The 25,441-nt window shown below is 38.4% G+C and carries 26 protein-coding genes and 1 pseudogene; 23 read left to right on the forward strand and 4 right to left on the reverse strand.

What is annotated here, in order from left to right:
* Positions 1-142 precede the first annotated feature (142 nt).
* The 3 genes from OCV96_RS04395 to OCV96_RS04405 are packed head-to-tail and all read left to right on the forward strand — an operon-like array spanning position 143 to position 3,814.
* Positions 143-2,062: a glycoside hydrolase family 2 TIM barrel-domain containing protein gene (locus OCV96_RS04395; RefSeq protein ID WP_118540028.1), complete on the forward strand. Its 1,920-nt coding sequence runs from the start codon at positions 143-145 to the stop codon at positions 2,060-2,062.
* Entirely contained in the window at positions 2,046-2,999 is a 954-nt protein-coding gene (locus OCV96_RS04400; RefSeq protein ID WP_262593648.1) for a beta-galactosidase small subunit, read from the forward strand. The genes OCV96_RS04395 and OCV96_RS04400 overlap by 17 nt, the downstream gene beginning before the upstream one ends.
* Positions 3,000-3,022: 23 nt before the next feature.
* Complete coding sequence (locus OCV96_RS04405; RefSeq protein WP_118540027.1) at positions 3,023-3,814, forward strand: hydroxypyruvate isomerase family protein; 792 nt, start codon at positions 3,023-3,025, stop codon at positions 3,812-3,814.
* An 18-nt stretch (positions 3,815-3,832) separates the two neighbouring features.
* On the opposite strand, the gene OCV96_RS04410 is transcribed toward OCV96_RS04405, so the two are convergent.
* Positions 3,833-4,702 (reverse strand): AraC family transcriptional regulator, encoded by an 870-nt coding sequence (locus tag OCV96_RS04410; protein WP_118538744.1) that lies wholly within the window; start codon positions 4,700-4,702, stop codon positions 3,833-3,835.
* A 345-nt stretch (positions 4,703-5,047) separates the two neighbouring features.
* On the opposite strand from OCV96_RS04410, the gene OCV96_RS04415 reads away from it, so the two are divergent.
* The 8 genes from OCV96_RS04415 to OCV96_RS04450 all read left to right on the forward strand — a co-directional run bounded on the left by OCV96_RS04415 (position 5,048) and on the right by OCV96_RS04450 (position 12,025).
* Complete coding sequence (locus tag OCV96_RS04415; protein WP_118538746.1) at positions 5,048-6,502, forward strand: extracellular solute-binding protein; 1,455 nt, start codon at positions 5,048-5,050, stop codon at positions 6,500-6,502.
* Positions 6,503-6,565: 63 nt separating this feature from the next.
* On the forward strand, positions 6,566-7,417 hold the full coding sequence (locus OCV96_RS04420; protein ID WP_118538748.1) for a carbohydrate ABC transporter permease: 852 nt from the start codon (positions 6,566-6,568) through the stop codon (positions 7,415-7,417).
* Between the two features lie 9 nt (positions 7,418-7,426).
* A complete protein-coding gene (locus tag OCV96_RS04425; protein ID WP_243026400.1) occupies positions 7,427-8,347 on the forward strand; it encodes a carbohydrate ABC transporter permease in 921 nt (306 codons plus the stop codon).
* 31 nt (positions 8,348-8,378) lie between these two features.
* Positions 8,379-9,470: a Gfo/Idh/MocA family protein gene (locus tag OCV96_RS04430; RefSeq protein WP_118538750.1), complete on the forward strand. Its 1,092-nt coding sequence runs from the start codon at positions 8,379-8,381 to the stop codon at positions 9,468-9,470.
* A 6-nt stretch (positions 9,471-9,476) separates the two neighbouring features.
* A complete protein-coding gene (locus tag OCV96_RS04435; RefSeq protein ID WP_118538752.1) occupies positions 9,477-10,313 on the forward strand; it encodes a sugar phosphate isomerase/epimerase family protein in 837 nt (278 codons plus the stop codon).
* Positions 10,314-10,323: 10 nt separating this feature from the next.
* Positions 10,324-10,998, forward strand: a complete 675-nt coding sequence (locus tag OCV96_RS04440) for an SDR family NAD(P)-dependent oxidoreductase (protein WP_118538754.1) — start codon at positions 10,324-10,326, stop codon at positions 10,996-10,998.
* 30 nt (positions 10,999-11,028) lie between these two features.
* Positions 11,029-11,532: a VOC family protein gene (locus OCV96_RS04445; protein WP_172594680.1), complete on the forward strand. Its 504-nt coding sequence runs from the start codon at positions 11,029-11,031 to the stop codon at positions 11,530-11,532.
* A 16-nt stretch (positions 11,533-11,548) separates the two neighbouring features.
* Positions 11,549-12,025, forward strand: coding sequence for a VOC family protein (locus OCV96_RS04450; RefSeq protein WP_227733916.1), 477 nt, complete (start codon positions 11,549-11,551; stop codon positions 12,023-12,025).
* Between the two features lie 319 nt (positions 12,026-12,344).
* On the opposite strand, the gene OCV96_RS04455 is transcribed toward OCV96_RS04450, so the two are convergent.
* Positions 12,345-13,208, reverse strand: a complete 864-nt coding sequence (locus tag OCV96_RS04455; protein WP_262593649.1) for an AraC family transcriptional regulator — start codon at positions 13,206-13,208, stop codon at positions 12,345-12,347.
* 201 nt (positions 13,209-13,409) lie between these two features.
* Between OCV96_RS04455 and OCV96_RS04460 the strand changes: the two genes are divergently transcribed.
* From OCV96_RS04460 to OCV96_RS04485, 6 genes and pseudogenes are all read left to right on the forward strand, one after another.
* Positions 13,410-16,448, forward strand: a complete 3,039-nt coding sequence (locus OCV96_RS04460; protein ID WP_262593650.1) for a glycoside hydrolase family 2 TIM barrel-domain containing protein — start codon at positions 13,410-13,412, stop codon at positions 16,446-16,448.
* A 158-nt stretch (positions 16,449-16,606) separates the two neighbouring features.
* Positions 16,607-18,004 (forward strand): MFS transporter, encoded by a 1,398-nt coding sequence (locus tag OCV96_RS04465; protein ID WP_262593651.1) that lies wholly within the window; start codon positions 16,607-16,609, stop codon positions 18,002-18,004.
* 111 nt (positions 18,005-18,115) lie between these two features.
* Entirely contained in the window at positions 18,116-18,916 is an 801-nt protein-coding gene (locus OCV96_RS04470) for an AraC family transcriptional regulator (RefSeq protein WP_262593652.1), read from the forward strand.
* Positions 18,917-19,072: 156 nt separating this feature from the next.
* Positions 19,073-19,885, forward strand: a complete 813-nt coding sequence (locus tag OCV96_RS04475; protein WP_227063405.1) for an HAD-IIA family hydrolase — start codon at positions 19,073-19,075, stop codon at positions 19,883-19,885.
* Positions 19,886-19,891: 6 nt separating this feature from the next.
* Positions 19,892-20,152, forward strand: a pseudogene (locus tag OCV96_RS04480) (hypothetical protein); the annotation flags it as partial.
* Positions 20,153-20,357: 205 nt separating this feature from the next.
* Positions 20,358-21,473 (forward strand): anaerobic sulfatase maturase, encoded by a 1,116-nt coding sequence (locus OCV96_RS04485; RefSeq protein WP_022152699.1) that lies wholly within the window; start codon positions 20,358-20,360, stop codon positions 21,471-21,473.
* Positions 21,474-21,579: 106 nt separating this feature from the next.
* Here OCV96_RS04485 and OCV96_RS04490 read toward each other — a convergent pair whose 3' ends face one another.
* A complete protein-coding gene (locus OCV96_RS04490; RefSeq protein ID WP_227063403.1) occupies positions 21,580-21,729 on the reverse strand; it encodes a hypothetical protein in 150 nt (49 codons plus the stop codon).
* Positions 21,730-22,208: 479 nt separating this feature from the next.
* On the opposite strand from OCV96_RS04490, the gene OCV96_RS04495 reads away from it, so the two are divergent.
* Positions 22,209-22,520 carry a DUF4258 domain-containing protein gene (locus OCV96_RS04495; RefSeq protein ID WP_022153072.1) on the forward strand — a complete coding sequence of 104 codons (312 nt, stop codon included), beginning with the start codon at positions 22,209-22,211 and terminating at the stop codon, positions 22,518-22,520.
* Between the two features lie 5 nt (positions 22,521-22,525).
* Complete coding sequence (locus OCV96_RS04500) at positions 22,526-22,753, forward strand: type II toxin-antitoxin system MqsA family antitoxin (protein ID WP_021925096.1); 228 nt, start codon at positions 22,526-22,528, stop codon at positions 22,751-22,753.
* Positions 22,754-22,816: 63 nt separating this feature from the next.
* Here OCV96_RS04500 and OCV96_RS04505 read toward each other — a convergent pair whose 3' ends face one another.
* A complete protein-coding gene (locus tag OCV96_RS04505) occupies positions 22,817-23,146 on the reverse strand; it encodes a hypothetical protein (protein WP_227063401.1) in 330 nt (109 codons plus the stop codon).
* A 186-nt stretch (positions 23,147-23,332) separates the two neighbouring features.
* Here OCV96_RS04505 and OCV96_RS04510 point away from each other — a divergent pair, with 186 nt between their 5' ends.
* The 4 genes from OCV96_RS04510 to yaaA form a co-directional block, all read left to right on the forward strand.
* Positions 23,333-23,773: a flavodoxin family protein gene (locus OCV96_RS04510; RefSeq protein WP_227063399.1), complete on the forward strand. Its 441-nt coding sequence runs from the start codon at positions 23,333-23,335 to the stop codon at positions 23,771-23,773.
* A 38-nt stretch (positions 23,774-23,811) separates the two neighbouring features.
* A complete protein-coding gene (locus OCV96_RS04515; protein ID WP_227063394.1) occupies positions 23,812-24,768 on the forward strand; it encodes an aromatic acid exporter family protein in 957 nt (318 codons plus the stop codon).
* 51 nt (positions 24,769-24,819) lie between these two features.
* On the forward strand, positions 24,820-25,278 hold the full coding sequence (gene bcp / locus OCV96_RS04520; protein WP_117467542.1) for a thioredoxin-dependent thiol peroxidase: 459 nt from the start codon (positions 24,820-24,822) through the stop codon (positions 25,276-25,278).
* Positions 25,275-25,441 (forward strand): peroxide stress protein YaaA (yaaA, locus tag OCV96_RS19585; protein ID WP_425609804.1); only part of this gene is annotated, 167 nt, incomplete at its 3' end. The genes bcp and yaaA, both read left to right, overlap by 4 nt.

Genomic DNA, 25,441 nt, shown 5'->3' on the forward strand with positions numbered 1-25,441 from the left:
AGGTATATGAGTAAGGGAAAAAGCAATATATAAAAGCGAGTGGATTGTGCTTGCATAAAAATGCCATTTGGGGTGAGCGAGCACTAGAATTGGAAAGATTTTGGGAATGATTAATTTATTATATTAGGAAGAGGTATAAATGATGAAGGCAGATATCAGATGGCTGGATAATCCTGAGATTTTTAGAGTCAACAGAGAGGATGCACATAGTGACCATGCTTATTATGCAAGCTATAATGATATGGAGAAGAAATCAGACCGATGGGTGATGCTGCTGGATGGCTTATGGAAGTTTAGATACAGTAAGAATGCAGCATCGAGACCAGCTGATTTCTACAAAGAAGGATACGATGATTCGAACTTTGATATGATCAGAGTGCCGGGACATATAGAATTGCAAGGCTATGATAAAATACAATATATTAATACCATGTATCCATGGGAAGGACATGAGTATCGCAGACCTGCATATAGCATTGAAAATGCTGGAAATGGTGCTGGAATGTTCAGCGAAGCTTCGTATAATCCGGTAGGATCATATGTCTGCACATTTGATCTGCCTGAGACTTTTCAGGGAAATAGGGTTTACGTCTGCTTCGAAGGAGTAGAACAGGCAATGTATATCTGGCTGAATGGTGAGTTTATAGGATATGCAGAAGATAGCTTTACACCATCGGAATTTGATCTTACTCCATATATTAGGACAGAGGGAAATAAACTTTGCGTTGAGGTTCATAAAAGGAGTACAGCTGCATTTTTGGAAGATCAGGATTTCTTTCGCTTTTTCGGTATATTTAGAAGTGTTAAACTTAAGGCAAAGCCTTGTGTACATGTTGAAGACATTTTTATTCGCCCAATATTGTGGAACTCAAACATACAGGGAAATTTGGAAGTTAATGCAAAATTGTCCATGGTCTACGCAAAAGACATCAGGGTAACGGCGGTACTGAGAGATAAAGGAAAAATCTGCTGGAGCCAGGACATGAAAATGCAATACAGCGACAAGGGAACTTCGAACATTCTTCAGGTAACTGGTGCTCTTAAAGATACGTTACCCATATCCATTACTCCGTGGGATCATCACAAGCCATATCTTTATGATTTCTGCTTGGAGGTAAGAGATCAGGATAATTGTCTGATAGAAATTGTACCTTATGCAATTGGCTTTAGAAGACTTGAAATTATAGATAAAGTTATTTATTTAAATGGAAAGAGGCTGATTCTGACAGGTATTAATCGACATGAATGGGAACCGCATAAAGGAAGATGCATTACAGAAAAAGAAATGCGAATTGACTTGATGCTTTTCCAGCAGAATCATATTAATGCAGTCAGGACATGTCATTATCCAAATCAGATTCCATGGTATTATATGTGTGATGAAGCAGGAATATATATGATGGCCGAAACCAATTTGGAAAGCCATGGATCATGGCAAAAAATGGGTGCGATAGAGCCGTCATATAACGTCCCCGGATCAATACCTCAATGGAAAGAAGCAGTGATTGATCGTGCCCAATCGAATTATGAAACTTTTAAGAACCATACTTCCATATTGTTCTGGTCGTTGGGAAATGAGTCATATGCCGGAGATGATATTGAAGCAATGAATCAATATTTTATGGATCAAAATGACGGAAGACTAATACACTATGAAGGAGTATCTGTTAACAGAAGCTACGAGGATAAAATATCTCAAGTGGAAAGCAGAATGTATGCTACTCCGGATGAAGTCAGACAGTATCTTGATCAGAATGCAAAAAAGCCATATGTATTATGTGAATATATGCACTGTATGGGAAATTCTCTTGGTGGAATGGATTCTTACATGAACCTCCTGGACAAATATCCAATGTTTCAGGGAGGGTTTATATGGGATTATATTGATCAGGCGATTTATGTCAAGGATGAAGTGACTGGAGAACAGGTTCTTCGTTATGGTGGAGATTTCGATGACAGACCGTCCGATTATGAATTTTCCGGAAATGGAATTGTGTTCGCAGACCGAACAGAAAAGCCGGCGACTCAGGAGGTAAAATACTATTATGCAAAATATGAATAAAAAAATGTTGAAAATTGTATACGGTGATTGTACTCTGGGAGTATCGGGAGATAACTTTTCTTATATTTTTTCTTATGTGGCTGGAGGAATGGAGTCACTCGTAAAAGACGGAATAGAGTGGTTGTTTAGATGTCCTAAACCAGCCTTTTGGAGAGCGCTTACCGATAATGATCGGGGCTGTGGATTCCAAGTGCAGAGTGGAGCGTGGATGTCCGCTGATATGTTTATACATTGTGTGAAGAAACAAGTGATAGTTGATGACAAAGATATCGGATTACCATGTGCACCTTATAATAATGCATTTTCAGCCAATGAATATGCTGATCATGTAAAAATAATCTTTACCTATGAAACTATTACAATTCCCAAAACATTGGTGGAAGTATCCTATCAGATTAACAGTAATGGAGAAATTCTTGTGGAAAACCTCTTCCATGGAAGACCGGAACTTCCAGAGCTTCCGGTTTTTGGACTACGTATACTTATGCCGACGCTTGCAAAGGAATATAGGTATGAAGGGTTGTCGGGAGAAATCTACCCGGACAGAAAGAAGGGAGCCCATAGAGGTGTTTTCATTGAAAAACCGATTATGACACCATATTTGGTTCCGCAGGAATGTGGAATGCATATGGATACAGAATGGGTTGAAATATATCGAGATACTATACAGGATAATAGTATGCCGTCACCTGGTAAACATATGCTGAAAATATGTAAGAGTGGAGAAAATTTTCATTTTTCATGTCTTCCATATACGGCATATGAAATCGAAAATGCAACTCATCAGGAAGAGCTTCCGCCAGCAAGGAGAACTGTACTGTGTATTTATGGAGCGACAAGAGGCATTGGAGGAATTAATAGTTGGGGAGCCGATGTAGAACCATCGTATCATGTAAGTGCAAAAGAAGACATCCGATATTCATTTATAATTAGTTGACAAAATAAGAAAGGAGAAATTGTATGGGAGCAAAAAAATTAAACTATTCTGTTTGTATTGATGCAGTATTTCGGGAGAGTAAATTATCATTCGTAGAGGCAATGAGTGTAATTCACAGACTTGGATATAAAGCTTATGAATTTTGGTCATGGAAGGATAAAGATATTAAACGTATAAAAGAGGTTCAGAAAGAAACAGGACTAAAGACAGCAGCTTTCTGTACGGAGTTTATTAATCCTGGAGATCCTGAAAAACAGCAGGAATTCCTTGAAGGTTTAAAAAGGAGTATGGAAACGGCTCATGTACTTGACTGTGGAAGATTGATCGTACAGGCTGGATGGGAATATGAAACAGCTGCAAAAGGCATAACGAGAGATCAACATAGATGCACTTTCATTGATACTATGCAAAAAGCAGGGGACCTTGCGGCTGAGCAAAAAATAGAGCTTGTAATAGAGCCTTTAAATTTACTGGTAGATCATCCGGGATATCATTTGTCTACTTCGAGAGAAGCTTTTGACATATTAGAGAAAATAGATTCGGATAATGTGAAGATATTATTTGATATCTATCATCAACAAATCACAGAAGGAAATTTGTATTCTAATATATTTGACCATTTGAACCAAATAGGACATTTTCATGCAGCGGCTGTGCCTGGTCGAGGTCCTATTACCGGCGGAGAAATCAATTATACATACTTGCTTCAGGAACTTGCTGATAATGGATACGATGGATATGTTGGATTGGAATACATGACTGCCTTTTCGGCGGAAGAATCCTTGAAAAAAGTTATGGAAAATATATTGGTATAAGTGTTAAAAGAGCCCACATTAACTTGTGGGCTCTTGATTTCCATTGTATTTTTTACGGTATTCAGACGGAGAATAATGCGTTATTTTGTTAAAAACGCGATTAAAGTTAGAAATACTTTGAAATCCGGATTGATAAGCTATTTCCGTAATTGGCAGGGCTTCCTCACATAACAGTCGGGTAGCTCGCTGAATACGTTCGTTCGATAGATAATCATTAAATGTCATATGTGTATATTCTTTAAATAACCGTGAAAAATAAAAATGACTAAATCCAAAAATATCGGATATATCCTTTTGAGACAGATCTTTTTCACAGTTTTGAGAAATATAAGTGCATGCATTTTGTATTTTAATATAATTTTGGCTACTGCAATTGGAGGTAATCTGACTTGTATTTATATTATTATAAATATATTTACCTAAAGCCATCAGCATTGAATAAATCTGTATAGTACAAGCTGTTTCGGTAAAAGGGTCATGTGATTTAAAAATATGATAGGCTTCTTTCATGTGATAGGTTAATATTTCGTTTAATTCTGTCATATCCTCGCGGCCTATTTTGTGATAGGTTTTAAAATGCCTATAGTTAATCATTAGGTCATGACAGTTATAAATAAAGTTATCACCAAATTGAAGCAAGAGAGAACTATTTGAAGTTACAGATATATTGCTGTGCATTTCACCCGGCCAGATTAAGAGGAGATCCCCGGTGTCAAGGTGGTATTGCTCGTTTCCGACAGAGTAACTGCCATTATTATCAGTTGCGATAATAAACTCCGCAAATTCGTGCCAATGTTCAGGAAATGATCTTGGCGCACCCATGTAGGAAAATTTGACGTTATAATCAAGATCTGTAATTATGTTTTCCATTTTTTCAGAAGATTGCATACAAAGCCTCCTTTTGCTTATTCAATAGCAATTTATAAGCAATTACAATAACAATAATTTAAAACAAATTATCCGTAAATTTAGGAAAAGTTATACGATATAATATACAAATATACTACTATTTTTAGGCGATACAGTCAATATGTTTGTTAATTTTGTTACAAAATTATATTATTCAGTCAATGAGAATGAAATAAATGACAAAAAATAATAAGTACATAACAAAATATTATAAGCAAAAAATGCTAATTAGAGATAGAATACACTTACATACAAAACAAGCTTGTTAAATATGATGACGCAACTATTAATCGCTTTTTAATGAATTGAAGAGAGGGTACATTTATGGAAAAGAAAAAAGCATTAGCAGCGGTGATGGCGACAATGTTAATTGCATCTAGCCTGACTGCCTGCGGAGGCACCAAAGATACTGAAAATATGGATGCTTCTCAAACATCATCAGCTCAGACACAGGCCGTCAGCCTTGACGGAGACAAGACAACCACAGTAAAAACTGTAAAAATGGGAGATAATGATGTTGAAGTAGAAGTGACGGATATTGGGAAAACCGGTACCTTTACATTCTGGTCGGCATATACGGGTGACTCTGCTATATGGGAGCAGAAGAGAGTTGATGCATTCAACGAAGCCTATGCAGATCTTGGAATAAAGTGTGATTTACAGTTTGTACCTGATGGCGCAGGAATAAATAATGGTAAGCTCCTTAGCGCAATAGCAGGTGGAACTGCTCCTGATCTGATCGTGACAGACAATTCTATATCGTGTTATCAGTATGCGGCAGAAGGATCCTTTATGGGACTTGATGCAGTGTTAGACGAAATTGACTTGGATGTGTCTTCCTTTTTTGAAGGTTGCAAGGATGTCATGTATTATAATGACGTCTGCTATCTGATTCCTCAGGATACCAATGTTATCATGCTATATTATAATCCAGAAATTGCAAAAGAGTGCGGTTTGGATCCTGAAAATCCACCTAAGACCATTGAAGAACTGGATAGCTGGTCTGATGCGATGACAGTGAAAGCTGCTGACGGATCCTATAACAGGCTTGGAATTGTGCCGTGGCTTGATTCCGGAAATGAGGCATTTATCCTGCCGTATCTGTTTGGCGCGGATCCTTATGATAAAACAACTGGAAAAGTGGATTTAACTTCGGATAAAATGCTGAATTATATGGCTTGGATTCAGGGATATGCTAAAAAATATGATCCGGAAAAAATCAATGCCTTTACTTCTGGATTGGGACAGATGTTCTCCCCCGATCATCCGTTTATGACTGGAAAAGTAGGCATGACTATTACCGGAAACTGGTTTTCCGAGGCTTTAAAGGAGTATGCACCCGATGTGCCATACGAAGTATGTGCAGTTCCTGTCCCCGAAGGTGGACGCGCAAACAGTACAACGTTTGGAACCAATGTCTTTGCGATTCCTGCAGGAACAGACCCTGATAAAGCACAGTTAGCTGCACTGTTTATTAAATTTGCTGAACAGGGAAGTATCAATGAAGATAATTTCTCTGTGTGGAGATCCATTCCGGTTATCGATGCGGCATTTGATGATGTCAGCTTGACAAAAAATGGTGATGAAATGTATGCACTAGAACGTAAAATTGCAAACTCTCCTGAAAATGGAATTCCGGCACTTTGTTCTGTATCTGCAGAACTGTCGAATCAGTTTATTGCACTGAGACAGAACATGATATATAATCCGGATGCTGATGCAAAGGCTGCTTTACAGACTCTTCAGGATCAAATGCAGGCAACAATGGATGCGAAGTAAATAACAAGTGATTTCAGGCAGGATAAGGTATTGCTTTATCCTGTCTGAATAAGAGGAAACAATATGAAGAAAAATATGCGTCTTTACAAAATGGGAGTCTTCTTCCGAAAATTTATATTATATTTCATCCTTTTGTTCTTCGCACTGCTTTGGCTTATTCCTTTTTTCTTCCTTGTAATGGGATCGTTTAAAAGCACCAGCGAACTTTTTCAGGTACCGTTCAGATGGCTGCCAAAGCACTTTGACTTTGATAACTACATAAATATGTTTCAGCAGATTCCTTTTTTACGGTATTTAAAAAACACATTAATAATTGTCTTTTTCAGTGTAGTAGGAGCTTTGATTTCTAATTCTTTGATAGCATATGGATTTTCAAGATTACGCTGGCCCGGAAGAGATAAAGTGTTTATGATTGTACTTGCCACAATGATTCTTCCGTATCAGGTAACAATGATCCCTTTGTATTTAATGTTCACCAAAATGCATTGGGTAGGAACATTCCTTCCGCTGATTGTTCCGCAATTTTTTGGAAATGCATTTTATATATTTTTATTACGGCAATTCCTTACGGGAGTACCAAAAGAAATTACAGAGTCTTCGCGTATTGATGGAGCAAATGAATTTGAAATTTTCTTAAAAGTAATTATGCCAATCTCAAAACCTGCATTAGCATCTGTAGCAATTATGGCATTTATCAGAGCGTGGAATGATTTCCTTGGACCGTTAGTATTCTTGGGAAGTGATAGATTGTATACCTTATCACTTGCGGCATCAATGCTAAAGTCTAATTATGATCCCAACTGGGATTTACTGTTACCGTTAGGGGTTGTGATGGTACTTCCGGTCTTGCTTCTGTTTTTTGTACTTCAGAAGTATTTTATCCAGGGTATAACCATGAGCGGAATCAAAGGATAGGAGGCCGTTATGAAGAAAACAGTCAAAACGGAATTTAGCGAATATAAAAACTCGAGAATGAGAAGGGCTGAAGCAAAAAATGGTATTTTGTTTGTGCTTCCCTGGATTATAGGATTTTTAGGATTCACTCTGTACCCGATATTAAGCTCTTTATATTACTCTTTTTGTGACTATAGCGTTATTAAAGAGCCGGTATTTACGGGAGTAAAAAACTATGTCACCCTTTTTCATGACCAGACGTTTATTAAAGCATGTAAGAATACAGCGTACATGATGTTAATCGGGGTGCCGGTGACCACTTTTTTTGCTGTTGCAGTATCTGTAATTCTTAATAGCAAAAAATTAAGACATACTGGCTGGATGAGAGTTGTGTTCTTTATTCCAACGCTTGTACCTACCGTAGTGGCTTGTCTGCTTTGGATTTGGGTTATGCAGCCAGAAACTGGAGTTGTCAATACGCTATTAGGATATATCGGTATTAAAGGTCCCGGTTGGCTTGCAAGTCCTACATGGGCAAAGCCTGCATTTATCATGATGATGATATGGACCTGTGGAAATGCTATCATAATTTATTTGGCAGGTTTGCAGGATATTTCAGAAACATTGTATGAAGCGGCTGAAATCGATGGGGCAAGTTTTTTTAGGGAGACTATTTCCATTACGCTACCCTTGCTGAAGCCTACCATTTTATATAACATGGTTACTCTAGTGATTGGCGTCTTTCAGTGGTTTGCAGAGCCATACATTATGACACAGGGCGGACCCAATAATGCAACAATGTTTTATTCGCTTTATCTGTATCAGAATGCATTCACCTATTTTAAAATGGGATATGCGTCTGCACAGGCATGGATTATGCTGGTTGTAGCATTTGCGATTATTCTTATATTATTTAAGTTCTTAAAATTTGGAGAGTCAAATAATTCATAAATCAGACTGTGAAAGGTGAGTTGGGAGACATATGAAGATTGGTATTATGGGCTGCGGAGTGATCAGTAAACAGTATATTCAGGACATTCAGAGATTATACCGGGAACTGGAAATCTGTATGGTTGCGGATGTTCACTCAGATGTAGCAGAAAGGACTGCCCAACAGTATAATATTCTACGGTGGGGAACTCCGGATGAATTGTTGAACGATACAGAGACGGAGCTTATTATAAATCTGACACCGCCCAAGATGCATACAGAAGTAAATCGTAAAATACTGTTGGCAGGTAAACATGTATATTGTGAGAAACCGTTTGCTTTGACATTGGAAGAAGCACGGGAAATACAAGAACTGGCAAGAAAAAAAGGTTTGGCAGTGGGATGCGCACCGGATACCTTTTTGGGTAGTTCACTCAGTACTTGCAAGAAATTAATCAATGATGGGTGGATTGGAAAACCCTTATATGTAAATGCCAATATGATGAGTGCAGGAGTGGAAACATGGCATCCAAGACCTGAAGCATTTTATGAAGAAGGTGGAGGACCCTTATATGATATGGCACCATACTATTTATCTGCGTTAGTAAAACTTTTTGGATCTGTCAGGAAAGTGTACGCAAATGCGAAGAAAGGATTTGCTGAAAGAACAGTGTATACCAGTGAACGGTTTGGTTGCAAAATTCCGGTAGAAACACCTACTCATTTCGCAGTGATTGCTGATTTAAAAAATGGGATGCTTGCTAATATGAACTTTAGTTTTGATATTTCCAAAAGTACCATGCCGCACATGGAGATATATGGGACAGATGGAACCTTAGAAGCACCGGATCCTAATATGACCGGAGGGGTTCCGAAGGTATATCGAAGGGAACAAATGCTTGCAGAATGCTTTGGCGGACAGGATCAAAATGACGGAGGCTTTTGCACACTTCCCGAATTATATCAGGATGTGGGCAATTTCGTACGAGGAGCAGGTGTGGTAGATCTTGTTCATAAATTAGATAATAATGAGAAAGAGGATGCACAGCTGGCAGTTCATGTTGTGGATATTATTACAAGCATTATTAAATCTGCAGAAACAGGACTACCTCAAGTGTTAGAGACGGAATATGAAGAAAGGTAATGAGTTATGAGATTGGGGATCTCCACTGCATTGAAACATACAACACCTAAAGAATGGGCAGAAAAAATGGAACTGTTGGGATGCAAAGCTGTCGTTTTTCCTGTTGACTGTACTGCATCAGATCTATTAGTTGCAGATTACATGAATGAAGCAAAAAAACATGATCTGTTGATCGCAGAGGTGGGAATCTGGAAAAATGTTTTTGCTGTCAATCCAAAAGAAAGAGAAGAAGCTCGGGAATATGCACGAAGGCAGCTAAGGCTTGCAGATGAAATCGGTGCGGTCTGCTGTGTCAACGTTGCTGGAACCTTTGGCGGACCGATTTGGGATGGAGGATATCCTGAAAACTTTTCTACGGAAGCATGGAGTGAACTGGTCAGTTATACAAAAAAACTGATTGATGAGGTACGACCTCATCGGGTCAAATATAGTATTGAACCCATGCCATGGATGTATCCAACCGGCCCGGATGAGTATTTAAGATTAGAGAAGGATATAAATAGAGAAGAATTTGGGATTCATTTTGATTTTGTCAATATGATTAATTCCCCACAGCGATATTTTCACATCAATGAATTTATGCAAGAGTGTTTTGACAAGATTGGGGATCGAATATTGAGTTGTCACCTAAAGGATATAAGACTTAAAAGAGAATTGACTTTTCAATTGGAAGAAACCAACTGTGGAAATGGCATATTGGATATTGAACAATTAATTCAACATCTTCAGAACTATAATCACGATATGCCAGTAATTATTGAACATCTAGACACAGACGAAGAGTACTTAAAAAGTCTAACCTATGTGAAGAAACGATTACAAGATGCAAATGTAGTGTTTTAGGAGGATAAAAATGAAGATTGTGATTGTCGGAGCCGGGAGAGGTCTGGGACATGTATTGGCACAAATGTTGGCGGAAAAAGGTCATACTGTTGTCGCAGGGCTTAGAAGATTGGATGACACTATCTCTGAAAGAGAGAATCTAATTTATCTGCAGATGGATGCTACAGATGAAGGACAGATAAGGGATGCAGTACAATGGACAAAGCATCATGTGGGGGAAATAGATGCGGTTGTATACGTAGCAGGTATTTTACTTCAATCTGATCGCACAGAGACTCTGCTGACAGAAAGCTTAGATGATATTCGGAAACAGATAGAAGTAAATGCGCTTGGATTGATCACGGTATTTAGAGATTTTTTACCTGTTATCAAAAAGTCAGGATTGTTTATTGGAGTAACATCAGAAGGAGGTAGCTTTGCGAATGAAGGTAGCTTGTTCCCGGCATATGGGGTTTCTAAGACAACTGCCAATAAAATCATTCAGACATTGCGGGTGACAGTTGGCGAAAGCATAAATGTATATGCCGTGCACCCTGGGAGAATGAATACAGATATGGGAAGAACTACAGCACAGATAGAACCTGAAGAAGCTGCTATCGGATTTTGCAATATTCTTGAAGGAACAACGCATATAGAAAAGGATCAATGGTTTATTGATTATCGTGGTAATGCAATGCCTTTATAAATGGATGACAATATACGAGGAGGAAAGAATATGTCAATTGGAACAAAAAAGCTTGTACACATCGCATTTGTGGTGAGGGATCTTGACAAGGTAGTAGATGCTTGGACAAAAATACTTGGTATTGAAAGACCAAGAATATGGAATATACCGGGACCTGATGTTGCTCCGGTATTAACGAATGGACATCCGGAGATTTATACAAATTGCAGAATTAGTGTAATTCAATTGGAAAATGTTACTTTGGAGCTTACTCAGCCAGGAGATGAACCCAGCCCATGGAAGACATTCTTGGAAAAGCATGGGGAGGGAATGATGCATATGGCATTCCTGACTCCGGATGAGGAAGAGGCGTTCCGCACAATCAAGGAAGCATGCGGAACAGATGGATATTATCATATAGGTTATTATCCCGATCAGAGTTATTCATTTGTTGACACTTTTGACAGCTTAAAAACAGAGCTGAATATTAAGGTGGACAGAGACAACAGTGAAGTAATGAATAAAATTCGGGCCCAAATAACAAAAAACAATTAAGGAGGATAAGCTAGAAATGGATGTTAAGAAAATTGTCAGTCAGTCTAAATTTGCACAAGTAGGATTTGTGGTAAACGATATTGAGAAAGCAAAAAAGCAGTTTGCTTTGTTGTTTGGATGTGAAATACCCCCTACATGTGATTGCGGCACATTTGATGTGACACAGACACAGATTTATGGGAAACCGGCACCGGATGCGGCATGCGTCATGGCATTTTTTGATATGTCCCCTGGTGTTCAGCTGGAATTGATTCAGCCCAATGAAGAGCCTTCTGTATGGAGGGATTACCTTAATACCTATGGAGAAGGAATCCATCACATTGCATTCCAGGTGGATGATGCAGACGAAGTAGCTAAACGTTTGCAGGAGGAGATGGGTGCTACCTTTGAGCAGGAGGGCAATTACGGTGATGGAAGCGGAAAATATATTTATTTACTCTGCGAAGAAACGTTAAAATGTAGATTGGAATTATTACAGAGTTTTAATAAGTAATCAATTAGTTTGTTTTGTCCCTATTAATGAGTGTTTGTTAAGTATTGTTGTGTATGTGAGATCTTGTGCAGTGTCATTTCTGCACAAGATTTTCTTTTTAAATGTATTTATGGAATTATGAATAAAACAGGTAGTCTCGAAAAATTCAATGTAGGTTCACTGAAATTGCGGATTTTACATATATGATGATGTATGATTATTAACAGAACATAAAAGATACATTTAAAGGAGTGAGTTTGTAAAATAAGAATTGCAAAAGTGAGAAGAGGATACCACAAATCATTGTTTTGATGATTCGATGGTATCCTCTTTGTGGATTTCAGAATTTGTTTCTCAGCTTTCGGTATTCTCTCGGTGAATATCCTTTCAGCTTGTGAAAAAGCCGACTGAAATATAGCTGGTTATCATATCCGACGATTTTAGAGATTTCATTGATGGAATAGGTTGTTGCATCAAGTAGCATCTGAGCATTGTTGATCCGGGTTCCTACGATGAATTGCATTGGTGTGGAACCGGTGTATTTTTTGAAATTCCGGATAAACCAGCTGACACTCATTCCTCGTGAGGCTGCGTAATCCTCTATGTTGATGCTCTGATTATAATTTTCGCTGAAATAGGTCACTGCAGTGTTCATTTCCTGATCCAGGTATTCGCTTTTCAGAATATGTTCCCGTGTCAGTTCTCGGTGGAAATTGATTAGCAGATGACGAAGCAGAAGAACAAGCATTTCCTCATAGTCGTTTTGACAGTGTTGAAGCTCTATGATAATACTCTTGAAAATCCGTTCATATTCCATAGATGTGCCGATTTGGAAAACTCGTTCTTTATCCGGAAATCCATACTGACGCAAGATATTTTTTACATTGCTACCTGTAAAATGAATCCAGTATACTTCTGTCTTATCTTCTCCATAATATTCATATTTCTGAAGTTCCTTCGGTCTGTACAGCACAATATTACCGGCGGGAACAATCGTTTCGTTATCTACATTGTCAAAATGAAAATGCCCACAACCAGCAGTGATATAGATGATCTGATAATCCAGGCGTCCCTTTGGACGGTAGGTTGGCAATTTTGGATAGCTGGAAAGGCGATAAGTGCCACAGCTTCCTACAATCAGTGGACGACTTTTGTTTTTGAAATCCATGTGGGAGTGATTCAGATAACCAGTATTCATATACATAGAGCAGCACCTCTTTTCACACTTTTTATTATTGTATCATTTAGTGCATATTTTATCCAATCCAATTCATAGACATATTTTGCAGAATAAGATAAGCTATATATAACATAACAAAGGAATGCAAGCATATAAGTAAAGTATTAAGGTTTATTTTAGAAAAGCAAAAAACAAAAAAGTATATGTATTGAAGGAGAGCTATTTATGATTGTACCACGTTATTATGAAAACTTAAACGTACTGCACGAAAACACAATGCCAGCCAGAGCCTATTATATTCCAGCATCCAAAAGAATGGATAATTTGGTGGAACACAGGGAAGAATCAGACCGTATGCAGTTATTAAACGGAACTTGGAAATTCCAGTATTTTACCAGCATCTATAATATTAAGGATTCTTTCTTTGAGAAGAATTATGATACAGAAAATTTTGATGAGATTCAGGTTCCAAGTGTATGGCAGATGGCAGGATATGATACACATCAGTATACAAACATCCGGTATCCGTTTCCATTTGATCCACCATATGTGCCGCAGGATATTCCGTGTGGAGCCTATGTACATAATTTTGAGTACAGTAGAGATGAGAAAGCATCAAAAGCTTTTTTGAACTTTGAAGGAGTAGACAGTTGCTTTTATGTATGGATCAATGGTTCTTATGTAGGATACAGCCAGGTTTCCCATATGACCAGTGAGTTTGATGTTACAGATGTACTTCAGGATGGAACAAATACGGTGGCAGTGTTGGTAATGAAGTGGTGTGATGGTTCTTATTTGGAAGATCAGGACAAATTCCGTATGAGTGGTATTTTCCGGGATGTGTACATTTTGAAACGTCCAGAGCAGGCAATCAGCGATTATCATATAAAATCAAAGATTGAGGATATACTTGCAAAGGTAGAACTTGATGTGAAATTCTACTCTCCAACAAATGTAAAAATTTCGATTGAAGATAAAAATGGAGCAGTTGTAGCACTAGGAAGTATTGACGAAGAAGGAACAGCTGTATTAGAAATCGCAAGTCCGGAACTTTGGAATACAGAAAATCCATATCTGTATAAACTGATTCTTGAAACAGAAAATGAAGTAATTGTGGATCACATTGCATTAAGAAAGGTAGAGATTAAAGACCAGGTCATTTATCTAAATGGGCAGAAGATTAAATTCCGTGGAGTCAATCGACATGATTCCGATCCGGTTACGGGATTTACAATCAGTCTGGAACAGATTACAACCGATCTTACGTTAATGAAGCAGCATAATTTTAATGCGATCCGTTCCAGCCACTATCCGAACGCACCATTTTTCTATGAAATGTGTGACAAGTATGGATTCATGGTGATAGATGAAGCAGATATTGAAGCTCATGGTCCATTTATGATTTACAGAAAAGAAGACACCGATTACAATCGGTTCAAGCGATGGAACGAGAAGATTGCAGATGATCCGGTATGGGAAGAGGCAATCGTTGATCGTGTAAAACTCATGGTGGAACGTGACAAAAACCGTTTCTGTATTGTTATGTGGTCAATGGGAAATGAGAGTGCTTATGGCTGCAACTTTGAAAAAGCACTAGAATGGACAAAGAATTATGATCCAGACCGCATCACACAATATGAGAGTGCAAGATACCGTAATTATGATGAAACATATGATTACAGCAATCTGGATGTGTACAGCCGGATGTACCCGGCACTTTCCGAAATTCAGGAATATCTGGACAAGGACGGAAGCAAGCCATTCCTTCTAGTCGAGTACTGCCACAGCATGGGAAATGGACCTGGAGATTTTGAAGATTATTTCCAAATGATTCAGGACAACGATAAAATGTGTGGTGGTTTTGTCTGGGAATGGTGTGACCATGCGATTGCTCATGGTACTGCCGAGAATGGAAAGACAATCTATGCTTATGGAGGAGATCATGGAGAAGAGATCCATGACGGCAATTTCTGTATGGATGGATTGGTATATCCGGACAGAACTGTACACACAGGACTGTTGGAATACAAGAATGTATATCGCCCTGTAAGAGTTGTTTCCTATGATAAAGAAAGTGGAGAGCTGGTGCTTCACAACTACATGGATTTTGATGACCTGAAAGATTATGTGAAGATCAGCTATGAACTGACACAGGATGGTCTTGTGATCAGCAAAGGCATACTTTCGGAATTTTCTGTGGCATCACACGGGGAAGGAAAAACAAACCTGAAGATCAGTGTGCCAGAGAATGGGAAATGTTATTTAAAACTCATTTACTACCTGAAAAAAGAAATGCCATTGCTGGAAGAGAATCACATCCTTGGATTTGATGAGATCGAAGTAAGCCAGAAGGATGCCAAATGCCAGTTGGCGGAAAAATGGTTGGAAAAAACAGCAACGGACTCTGAATTACAGGTGAATGAAGATGATACACAGATTCACATCAAAGGTCGTGAATTTGCGTATACCATCGACCGACGTACTGCACTCTTTACAGAGATGAAATTTGCAGGAAGGGAATATTTGAACCATCCGATGGAATTAAATATCTGGAGAGCACCAACAGATAACGATATGTATATCAAAGCTGAATGGAAAAAAGCCCACTATGACAAGGCTTATACAAGAGCTTATACGACAGAGGTTGTGCAGGGAAAACATGGTGTGAAGATTGTAAGCCATGCTTCTGTTGTGGCAGAGACAGTGCAGAAGATTCTTGATGTGACGATTACATGGAAAATAGATGCTTCAGGAAAGATTGATGCAGACATAGAAGCAACAAAAGATGGAGAATTCCCAGATTTGCCAAGATTTGGTGTGAGGATGTTCCTGGATAAGAAACTTGCAGATATCAGATACTTTGGAATGGGACCGCAGGAGAGCTATCGTGACAAGCATCAGGCAGCGAGTCACGGTCTGTACCGGGCAAATGTAGGGGATTTACATGAGGACTATATCCGTCCACAGGAAAATGGAAGCCATTACGATTGTGAATATGTAGAGCTTAACAACAGCCGATATGGAATTGTGGCATCCGCAGAAAAGGCATTTTCATTCAATGCTTCTTATTATACACAGGAAGAACTTGAGAAGAAAACGCATAATTATGAATTAATAGAATCAGATAGTGTGGTATTTTGTGTTGACTACGCATTAAATGGCATTGGTTCTAATAGTTGTGGACCGGTTGTATTGGAGCAGTACCGATTTGATGATGTATTATTCCGGTTCCGGTTTACTCTGGTTCCGTATGTAAAGGGATAATAAAGTTTCAAGTAACTCGTAAACAAGGAAAAAGAGTCTGGCTGTTCTGCAAGATCCGGATATACAGAACAATCAGACAAAAACAAAACAAAAGAAAAATTTAGAATTAGGCATCTTGAGATTCTAAGTGCAATGAATATGAGGAGCAAAAGAATCCTATGGAAGAAAAAAAGTATTTGAAATGGTATAACAAAATCGGATATGGTTCGGGTGATATCGCAGGAAATGTGGTCTATGCGTTCCTGACATCCTTCATGATGCCCTATCTGACAGACTCAGTAGGACTTGCTGCAGGTGTCGTAGGTACCCTGATTGCCGTATCAAAACTATTTGATGGTTTCACGGATATATTTTTTGGATCAATGATTGACAAAACACACAGTAAAATGGGAAAAGCGAAGCCATGGATGCTATACGGATATATTGGTTGTGCCATTACGCTGGTCTGCTGCTTTACAGTACCGGTCAGTTTGGGAACAACGGCTAAATATGCATGGTTCTTTATTTCATATACACTGTTAAATGGCGTGTTTTATACAGCAAACAATATTGCTTACTCAGCACTTACGTCACTGATTACAAAGAACAGCAAAGAGCGTGTACAGATGGGATCTTACCGTTTTATTTTTGCATTTTCAACAAGTCTTCTGATTCAGGCGATTACAGTTGGATTTGTAGATAAATGTGGTGGAGATGCTGCAGCATGGAGAACGGTTGCTATTATCTATGCAATCATTGGTCTGGTCGTAAATACGATTTCAGCACTTTCTGTTAAGGAACTTCCGGAGGAGGAACTTAATGAAGGAGAAGTAAAGAATAATAATGAAAAGTATGGAATGGTACAGGCATTCAAGCTTCTTGTCAAAAACAAATATTACATGATGATTTGTGGAACATATATTTTACAGCAGTTATATGGTGCCATGATTGGAGCTGGCATTTATTACATGACATGGGTACTGAAAAATAAGAATTTGTTTGGACAATTTGCATGGGCAGTAAATATTCCACTGATTATTGCCCTGATTTTTACACCGACATTAGTTGGTAAGTGGAAAGGCATGTATAAACTGAACTTAAGAGGTTATGTCTTAGCAGTCATCGGTAGAGCACTTGTTGTTGTTGCCGGATATATGGGTAGTGTTCCGCTGATGATGGCGTTTACAGCTCTTGCAGCCTTAGGTCAGGGACCATGGCAGGGAGATATGAATGCTGTTATTGCATCCTGCTCTGAATACACTTATCTTACACGGGGAAAGAGAATTGATGGAACGATGTACTCTTGTACTTCTCTTGGTGTAAAAATCGGTGGAGGTATTGGAACCGCTGTTGTTGGATGGATGCTTGAGCTCAGTGGATATGTCGGAACAAATGCAACTCAGCCACAGTCTGCACTTGATATGATGCAGTTCATGTATCTTTGGCTTCCGTTAATCTTTGATGTATTGATTATGTTTGCACTTTCAAGAATGAATGTTGAAGATGCAAATAAAAAACTGAAAGCAGAAAAAGGAATTGCTGCAGATGAAGTAACAGATAAATCGGACATAAATTAGATTTGTAATTCCTCCTTTCCTTATTTACAAGTTGATTATAAGATAGGTGTAAAAGAATTGCTTGCCAAATCGAAAGAAGATATAGACAAATGTTGCAAAGGGGAGTATTTCATGCAATTAAAATATGTTGACACAAAAGAGGAGATCATAGCAATAAATAGGAAGTCAAAACATATTGAACCACATCTTCATAATGCACTGGAGATTGTTTGTGTAACGAGTGGGACATTAGAGCTTGGTGTCGGACAGGAACTTTACCATATGGAAAAAGGAGATATAGGCTTTGTATTTCCAAATGTTATTCATCACTATCAGGTACTGACACCAGGGGTAAATACAGTGACTTATCTGATTGCATCGCCATTTACGATTGCCAAATTTGCAGATATCATGCAATCCATGGCTCCTGAATACCCAATCATCACAGCGGAAAAGGTTGAATCAGAGGTATATAGGGTTATAAATGCAATTTTAGAGACAGAACAGTCGGATATTACTGTTGCACAGGCATATCTTCAAATTGTGTTTGCGCGCTGCATAGGAAAACTGAATCTAGTAGAGAAGAGTCATGTGGGGAGCAAAGACCTTATTTACCAGACGGTTTCCTATATATCAGCAAATTTCAAGAAAAAGTTATCATTGGAAGAAATGGCAAAAGACCTGGGTGTGAGTAAATATGTCTTATCCAGACTCTTTTCCAAAATCTTTCATAGAAATTTCAATCAGTATCTTAATGATGCAAGGTTGAACTATGCATGTCATCGCTTGGAAAATACGAGCGATTCTATTACAAACATTTGTCTGGATAGTGGATTTGAAAGTCAGAGAACATTTAACCGAGTATTTAAAGAAAGATATAAAATATCACCGAGTGATTATCGGAGTACTTGTGTGAAAGAGATGTTGTCATAAAAGGTTCTGTTGATAGAAATATTTACTTCGATTTCACAGTACTATGTATTTGATTTTATGTGTGGATGATATAATGTTAAAATGGTCGTAGAAAACAGATTTTTCTGAAGTGAAAGAACAAGGCATACTCTAAAGAGAAAGAAAGGCAGGACATATATGAATATGGGAAAATCAGTAATTGATTTTAATGAGAAAAAAGGCTTTATCTGTGATATGGATGGTGTAATTTATCATGGCAATCAGATATTGCCAGGTGTTCCAGAATTCATTCAGTGGCTACATGATGAAAAGAAAGAATATTTATTTTTGACAAATAACAGTGGATATACACCACGAGAATTAAATCAGAAACTGGCTAGGATGGGACTTAATGTGCCAGAAGAACATTTTTATACCAGTGCATTGGCAACAGCCGCATTTTTAAAAGAACAGGCGGCAGGATGTTCGGCATTTGTGATAGGAGAAGCCGGCCTGTTAAATGCACTTTATGATGTAGGTATCACAATGAATGATGTAAATCCGGATTATGTTGTTGTGGGAGAGGGACGCTCCTATTCATTGGATACATTAACAAAAGCAACGAATTTAGTTCTGAAAGGTGCAAAGCTGATCGGAGCAAACTCAGATGTTTCCGGACCGATTGAGAACGGCATTGCTCCTGCTTGTCGTGCATTGGTTGCACCGATAGAAATGGCAACAGGAACACAGGCATATTTCTGTGGAAAACCCAATCCACTGATGATGAGAACAGGATTAAATATGCTTGGATGTCATTCAGCAGAAGCAGTAATGGTTGGGGACCGTATGGATACAGATGTGATTTCAGGAATGGAAAGTGGTATGTCTACTGTATTGGTTCTCTCTGGATGTTCAACGAAGGACACACTCAAAACTTATGCTTATCTTCCGACAATGGTATTGAATGGAGTGGGAGATATCGCCAGTATAGCAAAAGCAAAAGAGAAATAGTGTTCGATAACTGGAAAACGTCATGCATCTCCACATCTTTTCCTTATCATGGAAATAGAACAGGGAATTTTACTTCCTTCTTATGAAATTCCAAAAGGAGAAGATAAAAATACATTTTCATATGATTCTATGAAGAATGTTGATTACTCTAAACTAGAAAAATCTGAAAAATTTACTCCAGCACTTTATCATGAAAAGGACGGAATCTGGGAAGGTGGCAGCACAAGCCAGTTCTCTCCGGTAATGACATTCAAACTTGGGGAGCGGAGTGTCATTGGCTGATGTTTGCACGGCCTTTTGGGGAAGTGGTATTATCAACATTGATGGAGTTAAATGGGACATGGTGCTGATTTTTGCAATCAGTGTGGTACTGCTTAGGAAAACAAAATGGAATCCTGTTTTTGTGATGATATTGGCTGGGGTATTAAAAGTATTAGTAGCACTTATATAAGAAAAATATAGGGAGGATGATATGCCGACAATCAGCGTACTGATAAAACCTGCATCAGGGATGTGCAACATGCAATGTGATTACTGTTTCTATTGTGATGAAATGAAAAAAAGGTCACAGGATTCGTATGGGTTTATGTCAGAACAAACACTAAAAAATGTTATTAGAAAGACTATGATTCATGCTGAAGGGTTAATAAGCTATGTATATCAAGGTGGTGAGCCTACTTTGCGTGGACTTACTTTTTTTGAAAAAGCTGTGGAATACCAGAGGCATTATAACAAGCATGGAATACGGGTGAATAATGCTTTGCAGACGAATGGATATCTGCTAGATGATGCATGGTGTAAATTTTTCAAAGAAAATCAATTTTTAATTGGGTTATCAATAGATGGTACAAAACAGCTTCATGATATGTACCGTCATGACAAAAATGGAAATCCGACATTTGATCGGATTAAGTCTGCGGCAGATCTTATGGATCAATATGGAGTGGATTACAATATTCTGACGGTAGTAACACAGAATGCTGCTTATCATGCGACGGAAATATATAATTATTATAAGAGGCAGGGGTGGAAATATCAACAGTATATTGCATGTTTGGATCCGTTGGGGGAAATTAGGGGGAAAAGTTCATTTGCCTTAAAACCTGAACAATATGGACGGTTTTTAGTAGAGTTATTTAACTTATGGTACGAGGATTGGAAAAATGGAGAACATCCTTATATAAGACAATTTGAAAACTATATAGGAATTCTGCTTGGATATCAGCCGGAATCCTGCGAACAACGAGGAATCTGTGGTATACAGAATGTGGTGGAAGCCGATGGTAGTGTGTATCCGTGCGATTTTTATATGTTAGATGAATACAGACTAGGCAATTTTAATAGTGACCGTTTGGTAGAGATTGATGAAAAGCGAAAATCAATTGCATTTGTGGAGCAGTCGCAAAAGTCTGCAAAAGACTGCATAGAATGTAAGTTCCATACACTATGCAGAGGGGGCTGTCGAAGAAATAGGGAATTTGATGTTGCTAAAGGAGAATATGCAAATTATTATTGCGAAAGCTATCGTTTCTTTTTTGAACAATGCTTAGAGAAAATGATTCATATTGTTGAGACAATAAAAAGGTAGAAGGTAGAACTTATGAGAGGGGGAAACATTTTTCAATCCATCCACCCAATTACACAAAATCACAATTGTCTCGTAATTTATATTGCTATATGTACGCCACTTAACATTATACATTTTTCATGCGCTCCCTGAGTTGCTTTCTGGCTTCGGATACACTGAGGGTAGGAGCACTGTCTATGCGTTCCTGCTCGGCTTGTAAGACATTTGCATGTAGCTGCAGTGTCTGTTCCCTTTTTTCAAAGGCATCAATACTCATCAAGACAAGATCTCCTTCTCCCATCTTTGACACTTTATAGAGCCAAAGATGGGATTGTAGCATAGTAAAGCGACAGTGAAAATCGCAAAGCCGTGCCATGCGAGGACAGTTTAGTGCTAATGTTGTGTCACAAAAGACTATTGATTTTCCGGAGTATTTTTGCAACAATACATAGGTAATATTATGTTACGCTTTATGAAAAGGAAAAATATATGATTTTCATCATAATCCAACAATAAAAGCTGAATAGTTTGCGCTCGAAGCAAGTCCTGAAGTTGTGTTTTTTCCATTACTATAATCATATTCATGCCTTCCCCTATCAAAATCCGATTTGTTAACGCCTTATAATTATAATACAAGAGATATAAGGTTTTTGTAACGATATGAGCTAAAGATAGAGTAAACTAGATTTAGGTATTATATGAGGTAAAACTGATGTATAATATTTATAGATTACAACAATGTTAAGGAGGGAACGAATGAATTTAGAAATATATCAACAATTGTGTGCTGAATCAAAAATTCTCTGGACACAGCATTGTTTACAGCGAATGCAGGAAAGAGATATCAGTCGTGCCGACGTAAAAAATGGAATTGCAACCGGCGAAATCATAGAGGATTATCCAGATGATTTTCCTAATCCAAGCTGTCTGATTTTTGGATATAATGTAAATGGACGGATTTTGCATATTGTTGCAGGTTGTGATAATATAAATATATATATCATAACAGCGTACTATCCAGATACAAAGAAATTTGAAGATGATTTAAAGACACGAAGAAAGAGGTGATGGATATGTGTATGTATTGCAAAAATAGTACAACCGTAAATAGTACAACAACACACGTCGTAAATTATAAAAATTGCATTATTGTAATTAAGAATGTTCCATGCCTTGAATGTGAGCAGTGTGGAGAAAAATATTATACGGATGAAGTTGCTGAGCGACTTGAAACGATTGTAAATATGGCAAAGAAATTGATGCAGGAAATTGCAGTTATTGACTATCCACAGGTAGCATAATCTTCTATATCGGGAGAGGGTGCCGAGGCCCCTCTCTTTTCTTCTTTTTATCTTTTCTCTGTACTATTCAATCCATCGCATTTGGAGACTTTCTCCGAAAAAGTTCCGGAATAGACGTTCTAAAGTAATAATCTGCCAACCTTTGCCCAAAAAATCAGGACTCTTTACCCCATTATAAATCACAGTTCCATATTTTATTTCTTCAAGATCATAACAAACAAATTCATTTTCTGCCAGTGATGATTTTTTTAACAGATGGGATATCATGTATTCGACCAGACCTTCGTATCCGGTATAATCAGCTTTATACCATATACCTTCGTTTTCCCATTTTAACTGATTTCCTTTTGAAGACTGGCGGTCATTTGTCCGGATATTCTGTTCAAATTTCATTGAATTGGTATTTTTAGCATGATAAGATAAAGTCAGAAAGATAGTTTATAATGGTCGAAAAAACATGGCACAAAGAAAAGGAACTGCGACAGGCGGCAGGGGACGGTTATTTATAGTAAAATTAAACCATTGCTAGAACATGAAATAGCATGATAAACAGAGAAAATTATCAGGGAGAATGAGTACATGAAAGCAGCAATTATTTATGCATCGGTTCACCATGAAAATACCAAAAAGGTGGTGGAAGCAATCGCCGGTGAAAACGTGGTAGATCTGATCGATGCCACGAAGGAAAAAGAAAGAGATTTGTCTGGATATGACCTGATCGGCTTTGCTTCCGGGGTGTATTATGGAAAATTTCATCAGACAGTACTCAATTTTGCTTCTGTCAATTTACCGGCAGATAAAGATGCTTTTCTGATCTGCACCTGTGGCGGCAATGCGGCATTCCGGTCAATAGAAGAAATTGTAAAAAGCAAGCAGGGGAAGATTGCCGGGAAATTTTCCTGTAAGGGGTACGATACCTTCGGACCGTTCAAGCTGGTTGGGGGGATTGCAAAGGGACATCCCAATGACAAAGATCTAGCAGATGCGGTAACATTTTATAAAGGAATCATTCGGAGGTAGACAGAAATGGCAAAGGATCAAAGATTCGAGATAGTAAAATGAAAACTGAGGAAACCATAAAACTTATCAAATATGTTACCGGCTCCGTAGCGGCCGTACTGCTTGCAGCAGCCCTGCAGCTTCAGTTTGCGTATGCCGCAGGAATTATCACTCTCCTGACGATCCAGGATACGAAGAAGGAAACTGTGCGGATAACAGCGAAGCGCATGATCATATTTGTGATCATGACGATCTTGTCAGCAGTGATCTTTCCGCTTGCCGGATATCACGTATGGGCATTCGGTATTGTACTGATCCCATATCTGTTTAGCTGCATGGCATTAGACATGAAGGAAGCGATTGCTCCTATTGCAGTGCTTTGTACGCATTATGTTTCAGCAAAGAGCTGCAGTCCGTCCATGATTCTGAACGAATTTCTGATTCTTATGATCGGAGCGGGGATAGGCACACTGTGGAATCTCTATATGCCGGATGGCAGAAGGCAACTGTTAGAGTATCAGAAAACCGTGGATGACAAAATCGTATACATCTTACACAGAATGGCGATCTACATAGAACTGGAGGACAAGACGGATTATACAGGAAGCTGTTTTGATGAACTGGATGCAATGCTCGTGAATCTGAAAAAAGAGGCATTACGATATATGAATAATCATCTGATCACAGAGGATGATTACTATTATGAATATATGCAGATGAGAGCGAGACAGTGCGTGATACTGAAAAGAATATATGCGGACATCATCCGCCTGACCACTACGCCGGAGCAGGGAAAAGCACTGGCAGATTTTATACGGCAGACTGCCGATGAGTTTGCAGAACAAAATAATGTGGAAACCCTGCTGTCGGAGTTAGAGAGACTGCGCCACCACTATGAACAGCAGCAGCTCCCGGTCACACGACAGGAATTTGAAAACCGGTCCATGTTGTATCATATCCTGGAAGACATGAAAGCGTTTCTTGACATCAAAAAAGACTTTATCACAGCAAGGTGATGTATTATAATGTAAAAACCAAATTAGATAAGAAAGTGGAGGAAAACATATATGTTAGAAGCAGGAAAAAAAGCACCCGATTTTGAATTGCCGGATCAGGACGGTGTAATGCATAAATTAAGTGATTATGCAGGCAAAAAAGTGATTTTATATTTTTATCCAAAGGATAACACACCAGGATGTACGAAACAGGCATGCGGTTTTTCAGAGAGATATCCGCAGTTTGCGGAAAAGGGTGCGGTCATTCTTGGAGTCAGTAAAGATTCCGTGGCTTCTCATAAGAGATTTGAAGAAAAATATGGTCTGGCATTTACACTTTTAGCTGATCCGGAGCGTAAAGTCATTGAAGCATATGATGTCTGGAAAGAAAAGAAAAATTATGGAAAAATATCTATGGGCGTGGTAAGGACCACATATCTTATCGATGAACAGGGAGTCATCATCAAGGCTAATGATAAAGTCAAAGCAGCAGATGACCCTGAAAATATGCTTAAGGAATTAGAAGGATGAAAATCATACTGTCTCCAGCAAAAAAGATGGTAAGCGATACGGACAGCCTTGCACCGGTTAACGTGCCAAAACATATGGATCAGACAGCAGAGATATTGAGTTTTATGAAGAGTCAGTCCGAAGAGGAGCTGAAAGCAGTCTGGAAATGTAACGATAAGATTGC

Source organism: Waltera acetigignens, from assembly GCF_025567015.1.
Lineage (GTDB): Bacteria > Bacillota > Clostridia > Lachnospirales > Lachnospiraceae > Acetatifactor > Acetatifactor acetigignens.

Excerpts from the sequence above, each read along its gene's own strand:
- OCV96_RS04395 (WP_118540028.1), top strand. The coding sequence starts at position 143 with ATGAAGGCAGATATCAGATGGCTGGATAATCCTGAGATTTTTAGAGTC.
- OCV96_RS04400 (WP_262593648.1), top strand. The coding sequence starts at position 2,046 with ATGCAAAATATGAATAAAAAAATGTTGAAAATTGTATACGGTGATTGT.
- OCV96_RS04405 (WP_118540027.1), top strand. The coding sequence starts at position 3,023 with ATGGGAGCAAAAAAATTAAACTATTCTGTTTGTATTGATGCAGTATTT.
- OCV96_RS04410 (WP_118538744.1), bottom strand. The coding sequence starts at position 4,702 with ATGCAATCTTCTGAAAAAATGGAAAACATAATTACAGATCTTGATTAT.
- OCV96_RS04415 (WP_118538746.1), top strand. The coding sequence starts at position 5,048 with ATGGAAAAGAAAAAAGCATTAGCAGCGGTGATGGCGACAATGTTAATT.
- OCV96_RS04420 (WP_118538748.1), top strand. The coding sequence starts at position 6,566 with ATGAAGAAAAATATGCGTCTTTACAAAATGGGAGTCTTCTTCCGAAAA.
- OCV96_RS04425 (WP_243026400.1), top strand. The coding sequence starts at position 7,427 with ATGAAGAAAACAGTCAAAACGGAATTTAGCGAATATAAAAACTCGAGA.
- OCV96_RS04430 (WP_118538750.1), top strand. The coding sequence starts at position 8,379 with ATGAAGATTGGTATTATGGGCTGCGGAGTGATCAGTAAACAGTATATT.
- OCV96_RS04435 (WP_118538752.1), top strand. The coding sequence starts at position 9,477 with ATGAGATTGGGGATCTCCACTGCATTGAAACATACAACACCTAAAGAA.
- OCV96_RS04440 (WP_118538754.1), top strand. The coding sequence starts at position 10,324 with ATGAAGATTGTGATTGTCGGAGCCGGGAGAGGTCTGGGACATGTATTG.
- OCV96_RS04445 (WP_172594680.1), top strand. The coding sequence starts at position 11,029 with ATGTCAATTGGAACAAAAAAGCTTGTACACATCGCATTTGTGGTGAGG.
- OCV96_RS04450 (WP_227733916.1), top strand. The coding sequence starts at position 11,549 with ATGGATGTTAAGAAAATTGTCAGTCAGTCTAAATTTGCACAAGTAGGA.
- OCV96_RS04455 (WP_262593649.1), bottom strand. The coding sequence starts at position 13,208 with ATGTATATGAATACTGGTTATCTGAATCACTCCCACATGGATTTCAAA.
- OCV96_RS04460 (WP_262593650.1), top strand. The coding sequence starts at position 13,410 with ATGATTGTACCACGTTATTATGAAAACTTAAACGTACTGCACGAAAAC.
- OCV96_RS04465 (WP_262593651.1), top strand. The coding sequence starts at position 16,607 with ATGGAAGAAAAAAAGTATTTGAAATGGTATAACAAAATCGGATATGGT.
- OCV96_RS04470 (WP_262593652.1), top strand. The coding sequence starts at position 18,116 with ATGCAATTAAAATATGTTGACACAAAAGAGGAGATCATAGCAATAAAT.
- OCV96_RS04475 (WP_227063405.1), top strand. The coding sequence starts at position 19,073 with ATGAATATGGGAAAATCAGTAATTGATTTTAATGAGAAAAAAGGCTTT.
- OCV96_RS04485 (WP_022152699.1), top strand. The coding sequence starts at position 20,358 with ATGCCGACAATCAGCGTACTGATAAAACCTGCATCAGGGATGTGCAAC.
- OCV96_RS04490 (WP_227063403.1), bottom strand. The coding sequence starts at position 21,729 with ATGAGTATTGATGCCTTTGAAAAAAGGGAACAGACACTGCAGCTACAT.
- OCV96_RS04495 (WP_022153072.1), top strand. The coding sequence starts at position 22,209 with ATGAATTTAGAAATATATCAACAATTGTGTGCTGAATCAAAAATTCTC.
- OCV96_RS04500 (WP_021925096.1), top strand. The coding sequence starts at position 22,526 with ATGTGTATGTATTGCAAAAATAGTACAACCGTAAATAGTACAACAACA.
- OCV96_RS04505 (WP_227063401.1), bottom strand. The coding sequence starts at position 23,146 with ATGAAATTTGAACAGAATATCCGGACAAATGACCGCCAGTCTTCAAAA.
- OCV96_RS04510 (WP_227063399.1), top strand. The coding sequence starts at position 23,333 with ATGAAAGCAGCAATTATTTATGCATCGGTTCACCATGAAAATACCAAA.
- OCV96_RS04515 (WP_227063394.1), top strand. The coding sequence starts at position 23,812 with ATGAAAACTGAGGAAACCATAAAACTTATCAAATATGTTACCGGCTCC.
- bcp (WP_117467542.1), top strand. The coding sequence starts at position 24,820 with ATGTTAGAAGCAGGAAAAAAAGCACCCGATTTTGAATTGCCGGATCAG.